This is a genomic window from Rhodoblastus sp., from assembly GCF_019449565.1.
Taxonomy (GTDB): Bacteria; Pseudomonadota; Alphaproteobacteria; order Rhizobiales; family Beijerinckiaceae; genus Rhodoblastus.
This window is the reverse complement of the sequence record NZ_JAGRPM010000025.1, coordinates 74,383-83,175: the sequence shown is the minus strand read 5'-3', so window position 1 is coordinate 83,175 and position 8,793 is coordinate 74,383. Positions and strand designations below refer to the sequence as shown.

The window sequence follows — 8,793 nt, the reverse complement described above, 5'->3', positions numbered from 1 at the left end:
CCATCTCCGGCGCGAACCAGACCGGCGACCGCGGCGGCCCCGGCTCGATCTGCCCTCTCTCGCCGGGGCCGCCGCCCCAGTTTGACCCGGCCAGCCCTAGCCCGCAACATGAGTCGGCCGAATCCGCCGGCTGCGCCGGAAATCGGATGACGTGACTTTAGCCATTTTTTGCCCGAGCTGACTATTGATATTGTCCGTTCCGCCCCGTTCAAGACGGCGCGACGCGAACAGCGGCGGTCAAGGCTCGCAACGATCCGCAAATAATCGGCTCATCGGCTCCGCTTGCGCGGTCTTGCGCAATCATTGCAAATCGAAACCATCCTGAATCGTGGCGAGCAGGCTGTAATGGTCATAACGATTCCCGTCCTGGAAGGCTGCGCCTCAGCGCGTGACGACAATTGTCGCGATATGATTGTCGGCGCCGCCCGCGCGACGGGCGATTTCCGAAATGGCCGACTCGGGATACCGACTGCGAGCGCCCTCGTCGAAAGTGATGACAATGGCCTAGCGCCGCCAATCGCACCGAAGGTTACGGCGCCGTGCGTGTCGCGGGAGGTTGTCGGACATTTTTCCAAAGATGCGTCTCGATCAAACGAAATTGATCCCGATTCATCGACCTTTCCTTTCTGAGGCCATGAATTGCAATGCTCTGAACATGCGAATTTTTTTGGGTTCCGCCCCTAATTCCGAGCTTGGGAAGGAGGCGCGGCAAAACGCTGTTCGCGGGAGCTACTCTTTTCAGGCGACGTTACCTGCGCCAATATCTACCGATTTGTTCGGGGACCGGTCCATTTGCGCCAAAGCAGGGAGGCGACGATGATCATCGAATTGTTCGGTCCGCCAGGCTCTGGAAAGACAACGCTCGCCCATGCGTTCGCACAGCGACTAAAAGATTGCGGCCATAAAGCGGAAGTCCTTGTCTCTTACAAGCCGGGCGAATCCGCCGCGCGACTCGGCCCAGGGGGATCTCTGTGGGCGGCAAATCGCGTCGCAAGTGCGATAGGCCGCACGACCAAAATGGCTTGTCATCCATACGATAACGCGGCAGCGTTTACGGTGGCGATGCAGCTCCTCGCGCTCCTCCCGCCAAAGGACGTGATTTGGTTTCTACGATTCAGTGCGTACATATTGCGTCTAGCAACTGTTTGGCGTGAATCGAAACCTGATCAGATTCAAATTTTCGATCAAGGATTCGTGCAAGTTATTTGCTCGCTCGCCAATTACTTTAACGTCGTGAACCACGATTTACTTTCGCAAGCGCTCGATGTCATTCCCGTGTCAGATTTGATAGTCCTCGTCGATGCTCCGCGAGAAGTTCTGAAAGCCCGCCTAGTGGGTCGGCTGAAACGCGAAAGCGCAATGGAGAGGCTCTTCGAATCTGATTTGACCAAAAACCTCAACGCCGCACGAGCGGTTGCGCAGATGGCGACGGTCCTTCAGGAACACGGTCGTTCAGTTATCCGTTTCAATGAGCTGGATCTGCGTTCGCTAGATTCGGCTTGTCAGCGGCTTGAAATGGAAGTCGAGACAGCACTTCGCTCCGGCCAGGCAACCTATAACTGACGACAGCGACGATTCAGAAGATGGAGAGGAATTTCACGACATTTCGGTCATGGAGCGGCGAATTCGCGCAGAAAAAGAGTTGGACCATTAGGGACCGCGTCGTCGAAGCTATGATTTTCAAGGACAATCACGAAGACATGGTTGAATTGCTCCTTCGCCCGCGCCGGTCCGGCGAGGATGGCGCTTAAAATCGCGGTGACGACGACGCGCGCCAAAATTCCCTTCATGGCCTCATCCACGTGACAGGTTCGCGGTCGCACCGGCGAAGGCGCTGGAACAACAGGCAAAAAGCCTTTAGCACAGCTTGGCGGCGACATTCACCTCCGGCGTGAGGCGCCACCAAGGGAGGCGCTCCTGCGCACGGAAATGTGAATTCGCCTATTGACGAGCGCAAAAAAGGTGTCACACTTCGATGTGTTGCAGCCTTGATTGAAAGACGTGCGGAGCCGCTTTTAAGTCAAGGAGAACGTCGACAGGCTACGAACCTGAGCGGCGAGCAGTAACCTGATCGATGAAATCTATCGAGCGGTCAAGACTTAAAACGCCTTTGCCCTTGGATTGATCGACCAGACCATATCTAACATCGTCGCCGGAATCAGGCTTCGCCTCGGTTCAGGCGCTCCAACGATGAGGATTTGGAACACGGAAACGATGACTCCACCTCAGCTCGCCTTTTCCCGCCGCCTTCGTCCCGGCGCGGCGTTTTGACGCCAAACAGGATGAAAACGCACGGAATCGGCCTCATTGACGGGAGATGCCCATCATCGAAGCAGTTCAGATTTCATAGCGGGAATGACCGCATTACCTTCTGATCACAATCAGAATTCGCCATGAGCGAATAGAAGGCCCCGCGCGCGCAAGGCGGCGGGGCCGTTCATCTTTTTCAGGGCCGCGCCCTGTTCGCAAAGTTAAGCTTTACTTAACAACAGTCACGCCGTTGCTTGTCGCCAAAGTGAGGTTCTTACGCGAGCCTGACTGTTGCTTCCTTGGCTTTGCGCGCGCGATTCGGCGGATCAGCGTCAGGCGGGACGGAAAACCTCGTCCGCCCGGGTCTCGAAAGCCGAGGAGAATTTCCGGAAGGCGACATCGAACATCGAGCCCATCAGCGTCGCAAGGGCGCGGCTGCGGAATTCATAGGCGATGTAGAATTCCACCCGGCATTTGCCGCCATCGGCCTCGCCGAACCGCCACATATTTTCCAGATGGCTGAACGGGCCGTCGACATATTCCACATCGATACGATGCCCGGCGCGATCCAGCGTCACCCGGCTGGTGAATCTTTCGCGGATCGCCTTGTAGCCGACCTCCATCTCCGCGACGATCACCTCGGCGCCATCGGCCCCTGCGAAACGGCGGCGGATGCGCAAGGTCTGGCAGAGCGGCACGAATTGCGGATAGGATTCCACATCGGCCACCAGATCGAACATCTGCTGCGGCGTATGGTTCACCACATGGCTGGTGCGGAAGCTCGGCATTCCAGCCTCACCCCCGCGATGCGCGGCGCCGGGCGCGGAGCCGTTCGAAATCCTCGCCCGCATGGTGCGACGAGCGCGTCAACGGCGAGGATGAGACCAGGTGGAAGCCCTTGGCGTAGGCGATGGACTCATAGGCCTTGAACTGTTCCGGCGGGATGAAGTCCTTGACCGGATGATGCTTGCGGGTCGGCTGCAAATATTGGCCGATGGTGAGGAAATCGACTTCCGCCGAGCGCAGGTCGTCCATCAGCTGCAACACCTCGTTGCGCTCCTCGCCGAGCCCCAGCATGATGCCGGACTTGGTGAAAATATCCGCGTCCAGCTCCTTCACCTTCTGCAGCAGGCGCAGGCTGTGGAAATAGCGCGCGCCCGGCCGCACCGTGAGATAGTTCGAGGGTACGGTTTCGAGATTGTGGTTGAACACGTCCGGCTTTGCCGCGACCACGCGCTCCAGCGCGCCCGGCTTGCGAAGGAAATCCGGCGTCAGGATCTCGACGGTGGTGGCGGGGCTCAGCCGCCGGATCGCCGCGATCACCGCCGCGAAATGGGCGGCGCCGCCGTCGTCGAGATCGTCACGGTCGACCGAGGTCACGACCACATGGGATAGGCCCAGCTTGGCGGTCGCCTCGCCAATATGGGCGGGCTCGGCCGCATCCAGCGGCGCCGGCAGGCCGGTCTTGACGTTGCAAAAGGCGCATGCGCGGGTGCAGGTATCGCCCATGATCATGAAGGTGGCGTGCTTCTTTTCCCAGCACTCGCCCATGTTGGGGCAGCCCGCTTCTTCGCAGACCGTCACCAGCTTGTTGGCCTTCACGATGGCGTTGGTCTCGGCCCAGCCCTTCGAGCCTGGGGCCTTGACGCGGATCCAGTCCGGCTTGCGCATGATGGGCTGGTCCGGCTTGTGCGCCTTTTCGGGATGACGCGGGCGAGCCTCCTCCTGCTTGCGAGGATCGGAGTTCAGGGTGTCGATGACGACGGCCATGGTTTTGTTCCCGATAGACGATCCCGGATCACATAAACTCTAATCCGCCAGCCCGCAATGGAGCGTTAATCGAGCAGCCCAGCCGGACGTTCGATCAGCCCCCTGAAGGCCGCAAGCAAGGCGCCAGCCGCGGTCTCGTCCATCGCGCGGCGGTCGATCGCCAGCGTCACGGACAGAACGGTCGCGATGGATGCGGCCCCGTCCTCCACGACGACACGCTTTTCCGACGCCCCTAAACCAAGCACGCTGGTCCAGGGCGCCATGACGAGCGGGAACACGCGCTTGACGCCGAAAGAACCGAGATTGACGATCAGGCTCACGCCGCCCGCGAAGCAATTCGGCGAGAAGCGCCCGGCCAGAAAAGCGGCGCGCGCGGCGGCAATTTCATCCAGAGACATCGCCTCGGCGGCGGGCAGCGCCGGCGCGACGATATCGCCGTCAAAAACCAGACCCAGGGCGACGCCGGCGCCATGCGCCGACATATAACCCTTGGGCGTGAGAGCGACATTGGCGCGGGGCGTCCGGTCCAGGGCCAGAGCGAGCGCCTTGACGACGCAATCCAGCAGCGAAATCCGGGTTTTGCGCGTGGCGCGCGTGGCGCGCGTGGCGTCGTTGCGTTGCGCGCGCAGGGCTTCCAGCGCGTCGATACGGCAATCGGCTTCGAGATGGACCTGCGGCGACCATTGCGCCGCGTCGATCAGCGGCGCCCTTCGACCGTCGGGCGTGCGGAGCAGCGGCGTGGCGCCCGACAGCCGCGCGTCGTGACCATGCGCCTCGATCGCCGCGCGTACGTCGGCCTCGACGATGCGTCCATGGGGACCGCTGCCCAAAAGTCCCGACAGGTCAAAACCCGCCTCACGCGCCAGGCGCCGGGCGCGGGGCGAGGCGGTCCGCGCGCCGCAACCCTCTGAAACCGCCTCTGACGCGCCAAAGGGTGGAGAATGCGACGGCAAATGCGGCGCCGGCCCCGGCTCGATCAGGCCGATCTCCGCGCCTCCCGCAATCTCGGCTTCGCCCGCCGCGAAAATGATACGCGCCAGCACGCCGGTCCGCGGCGCCTCGACATCCATGGTCGCGTGAGGGGTGGCGATTTCGGCGACGGGCTCGCCCGCTTCGACGAAATCGCCCTCGCGGAGCAGCCACCGGCTCAGCTTCGCCGTTCGCATGGCGGCGCCGAGGGAAGGCATAAGGATCGCAATCGCCATGGTCCTCCCCTCCCGCGCCGCAGCGCGCTCAATTCAGCGGCGTCTGCCCGGACTCGATCTGGTCGAGAGCGGCGTCGAGCGCGACGCGAATATCCGAAAGCGCCGACCCGGCGTCGAGCGGCGTCTCGCGCGCGTAAAGCGCGGCGGCCTGCTGCGCCAGTTCCGCCAGCAGACGGCCCCAGGCTTCCGGCTCGGCGAAGGCGCGCTGCATGGACAAGGACATGGCCCCGGAACTGATGAACAGGCGCAGGATCTCCGTGCCGCCATTGGTCTCGACGTCGGGAGGAACCGACAATTCGCGTTTCAACTCGCTCATGAAACTCCCTTTTTCGCGCGTCGCCTTACGGCTCAAGCTTTCAGATAGAGCGCCTTCCTGGCCGCCGCAACAATGTCCGCCTCGGTCGGCAGCGCGCGCTTTTCAAGATTGGCCGCATAAGGCATGGGAACGTCCCTGCCCGTCACCCGCGCCACCGGCGCGTCTAGGTCGTCGAAGGCCTCTTCCATCAGGCGCGCGGAAATTTCCGCGCCGATCCCGCCCTGTGGCCAGCCCTCCTCGACGATGACGCAGCGCCCGGTCTTGGCGACCGAGCCGAGAATTGTCTTCATGTCCAGCGGGCGCAGCGTGCGCAGGTCGATCACTTCGGCCTCGATCCCCTCCTCGCTCAGCCGCTCGGCGGCTTTCAGCGCGAGGCCGACGCCATGGGAAAAGGCGATAAAGGTGATGTCGCGGCCCGCGCGAAAAATATTGGCGGCGCCGATCTCGACGAGATGGTCTTTTTCGCGCGGCGCCGGGAAGCTCTGGCCATAGAGCTTTTCATGTTCGAGGAAAATGACGGGATTGGGATCCCGGATCGCGGCCTTGAGCAGGCCCTTGGCGTCGGCGGCGGTGTAGGGCGCAACGACCTTGAGACCGGGAATATGCGCGAACCAGGCCGAGAAATCCTGCGCATGTTGGGCGCCTACGCGCGCCCGCGATCCGTTGGGACCGCGAAACACAATCGGAATGTTCAGCGCGCCGCCCGACATATAGAGCGTCTTGGCGGCGGAATTGACGATATGGTCCATCGCCTGCATCGCGAAATTGAAGCTCATGAATTCGATCACGGGGCGCAGCCCCGCCATGGCCGCGCCCACGCCAAGCCCGGCGAAGGCGTGTTCGGAGATCGGCGAATCCACCACCCGCCGCGCGCCGAATTCCTGCAGCAGACCCTGCGTGATTCTGAACGCGCCCTGCGAGTCGCCCACCTCCTCGCCCAGCACGAACACATTGGCGTCGCGCCGCATTTCCTCGGCCAGGGCCTCGCGCAGCGCCTCGCGCACCGTGATGCGCGGCAAAAATTCCTCTTCCTCTCCGGGCGCGTCGTCCGCGGCTTGCGTGCAGAGCGCCAGCGACGAAGACGCGGAGAGATCGCCCGGCGCGATCACCGCGATTGACGTATTCACGGCGATATTCTCGGCCCCTTCCGGCGCAAGGATGCGCAGCAGCACGCCGGATTCGGCGGCCTCGACCTCCATGGTCGCTTTGTCCGTCTCGATCTCGGCCAGAATCTCGCCCGCCTCGACGCGGTCGCCTTCGCGCTTCAGCCATTTCGCCAGCTTGCCGGATTTCATCTCGGGCGAAAGCGCGGGCATCAGCACATAGACCGTCGCATCGATCATCTCATGCGGCGTCTGGGGAAGCGTCTGTTCGGGCGTCTTTTGGGTCGCCATTTATGTCTCCAAATGGTCCCGCATCAGATCAGCACATCGGTATCGAGGTCCGCCGCATTCGGCTCGGGGCTGTGCGAGGCATATTCCGCCGCCTCCCCGACGATGGAGCGAACCTGGGCGTCGAGCCGTTTCAGAAGATCCTCGTCGGCAAGGCCGTTGCTCAGGATTTTTTCGCGCAGGCGTTCGATGGGGTCCGGCGCCTGCGCGGCGCGGGCCTCGTCCTTGCGCCGATATTTGGCGGGATCGGCCAGCGAATGGCCGCGATAGCGTTCGGTCCGCATTTCCAGAACGCTCGGCCCCCCGCCGCTTCGCGCGCGCTCGATCGCCCGCGCGCCCGCCTCGCGCACCGCCTCCACGCTCATTCCATCGATGGTCTCGCCGGGAATGTCGAAGGCGGCGCCGCGCCGGGCGAGATAGCCAGGTTCGCCGGTCCCGCCCGGCTGAGCGCGGTTGTTCTCGATGACAAAGACGATCGGCAGGCGCCAATGCGCCGCCATTTGAAAGGTCTCTGCGATCTGCCCTTGGTCCGCCGCGCCGTCGCCGAAGAAACAAACGCAGACGCGACCGTCGCCGCGATAGGCGTTTGCGAAGGCGAGTCCCGCGCCGAGCGAGGCCTGGGCGCCGACAATGCCATGGCCGCCGTAATAATCGCATTCGGGCGCAAACATATGCATCGAACCGCCCTTGCCGGCCGAAAGACCGCCACGCCGCCCGGTCATTTCCGCCATGACCGCGCGCGGATCGGCGCCGCAGGCGAGCAATTGGCCATGGTGGCGATAGGAGGCGATGAACTGGTCGGACTCGCGCGCCGCGAGCCTCATGCCGACCACGATGGCCTCCTGCCCGATATAGAGATGGCAGAAGCCGCCGATGAGGCCCATGCCGAAGAGTTGGCCGGCCTTCTCCTCAAAGCGGCGAATGAGCAGCATGGCGCGATAGATCGAAACATCGTCGCCATCGCCCAGAAAGGCGGCCAGACGGGCGTTGCCGCCTTCCGGCGGCGCAAGATTTGCGGCGGCCATAGATCCTCCCGCGCCCGCGCTTCGGCCGTGCGGCGGATCGCACGGGAATCGCAGGCCTTCCCGCCGGAAAGCTAGCCCGAAGCCAATGAAAAAGCGAGATGGACGTCGGTGTCAGCGCAGGACCGGCTGGCCCTTGTCCTGCGGCAGGATCACGACGAGATCGGTCTTGCCGACTCGATTGAGCAGGTTGCGCGCCTCCTCGTCGAGCAGGTCCCGGTCCACCACCGGCCCGCGCAGCAGATCGACGCGCTTCTGCCACTCGGCCTTTTCCGCGCGCACGACCTTCAGCTTGGCTTCGATCTCCGCCATTTCGCGGCGCGTTTCGAGATCGGCGGCGATGCCGCGCTCGCCGTGGAAGGCGTGCCAGACGAAAAAGCCTCCAACCACGCCCGAGAAGACGTGGAAGAGCAAGGGAATGGCAATGGCGGCGAAGCGCGTGCGGACAACCATGCGTCACTCTCGCGCGTAAAGGTTAGGCCAGGGTTAAAAAATCGAAAAGACGCTCGCTGGCGCCCGAATTGAAGCTTGTTCAGCAAGACCGCCGCCTTGTTTCAAACTGAAACGAAATGGCGGCTCTCGAAGTCAAATCGGGACGAAGACAATGGCCAGCCTGGGATTCACGATCGAAAACAATTTCAAGAGGCAGTCCGCTCCGCGCCGTCGCGGCGTCGGCGGCAAGATCGAACATGTGGACAGTCTCGTTGCTCAGGAAGAGAAGCGTTCCCCCGTCCGGACCGTCGTGAGCCTTGCGCTGCTCGCCATCGCCGGCTTCGCCTTATACGCCCTCCGTGACCAGGCCGCCGCTTTGCTGCGCGCCCTGAACGGCTGACGCAGGC

Annotated in this window: 11 protein-coding genes; 3 read left to right on the top strand and 8 right to left on the bottom strand. The window is 62.8% G+C overall.

Translation table 11 applies throughout. The annotated features are described in order from the left end of the window. Window positions 1-303: 303 nt before the first annotated feature. Window positions 304-630, top strand: coding sequence for a hypothetical protein (locus QZ409_RS06005; RefSeq protein ID WP_296707860.1), 327 nt, complete (start codon window positions 304-306; stop codon window positions 628-630). A gap of 186 nt (window positions 631-816) precedes the next feature. Then, window positions 817-1,563 (top strand): AAA family ATPase, encoded by a 747-nt coding sequence (locus tag QZ409_RS06000; protein ID WP_296707859.1) that lies wholly within the window; start codon window positions 817-819, stop codon window positions 1,561-1,563. Between the two features lie 47 nt (window positions 1,564-1,610). Here QZ409_RS06000 and QZ409_RS05995 read toward each other — a convergent pair whose 3' ends face one another. From QZ409_RS05995 to QZ409_RS05960, 8 genes are all read right to left on the bottom strand, one after another. After that, window positions 1,611-1,880 carry a hypothetical protein gene (locus QZ409_RS05995; protein WP_296707858.1) on the bottom strand — a complete coding sequence of 90 codons (270 nt, stop codon included), beginning with the start codon at window positions 1,878-1,880 and terminating at the stop codon, window positions 1,611-1,613. Window positions 1,881-2,582: 702 nt separating this feature from the next. Beyond that, window positions 2,583-3,038, bottom strand: coding sequence for a type II toxin-antitoxin system RatA family toxin (locus tag QZ409_RS05990; RefSeq protein ID WP_296707856.1), 456 nt, complete (start codon window positions 3,036-3,038; stop codon window positions 2,583-2,585). Window positions 3,039-3,045: 7 nt separating this feature from the next. After that, a complete protein-coding gene (gene lipA / locus QZ409_RS05985) occupies window positions 3,046-4,020 on the bottom strand; it encodes a lipoyl synthase (RefSeq protein ID WP_296707855.1) in 975 nt (324 codons plus the stop codon). Between the two features lie 65 nt (window positions 4,021-4,085). Continuing rightward, the gene (locus QZ409_RS05980; RefSeq protein ID WP_296707851.1) at window positions 4,086-5,225 is read right to left on the bottom strand and encodes a 2-oxo acid dehydrogenase subunit E2; all 1,140 of its coding nucleotides are present in this window, start codon (window positions 5,223-5,225) and stop codon (window positions 4,086-4,088) included. Between the two features lie 28 nt (window positions 5,226-5,253). Then, entirely contained in the window at window positions 5,254-5,541 is a 288-nt protein-coding gene (locus QZ409_RS05975) for a DUF5076 domain-containing protein (protein WP_296707848.1), read from the bottom strand. Between the two features lie 32 nt (window positions 5,542-5,573). After that, on the bottom strand, window positions 5,574-6,884 hold the full coding sequence (locus QZ409_RS05970; protein ID WP_296707863.1) for a pyruvate dehydrogenase complex E1 component subunit beta: 1,311 nt from the start codon (window positions 6,882-6,884) through the stop codon (window positions 5,574-5,576). 74 nt (window positions 6,885-6,958) lie between these two features. Then, on the bottom strand, window positions 6,959-7,957 hold the full coding sequence (gene pdhA / locus QZ409_RS05965) for a pyruvate dehydrogenase (acetyl-transferring) E1 component subunit alpha (RefSeq protein ID WP_296707845.1): 999 nt from the start codon (window positions 7,955-7,957) through the stop codon (window positions 6,959-6,961). A gap of 111 nt (window positions 7,958-8,068) precedes the next feature. Further along, window positions 8,069-8,407 (bottom strand): septum formation initiator family protein, encoded by a 339-nt coding sequence (locus tag QZ409_RS05960; protein ID WP_296707842.1) that lies wholly within the window; start codon window positions 8,405-8,407, stop codon window positions 8,069-8,071. Window positions 8,408-8,558: 151 nt separating this feature from the next. Between QZ409_RS05960 and QZ409_RS05955 the strand changes: the two genes are divergently transcribed. Continuing rightward, complete coding sequence (locus QZ409_RS05955) at window positions 8,559-8,786, top strand: hypothetical protein (protein ID WP_296707840.1); 228 nt, start codon at window positions 8,559-8,561, stop codon at window positions 8,784-8,786. The last annotated feature ends 7 nt before the right edge of the window (window positions 8,787-8,793 follow it).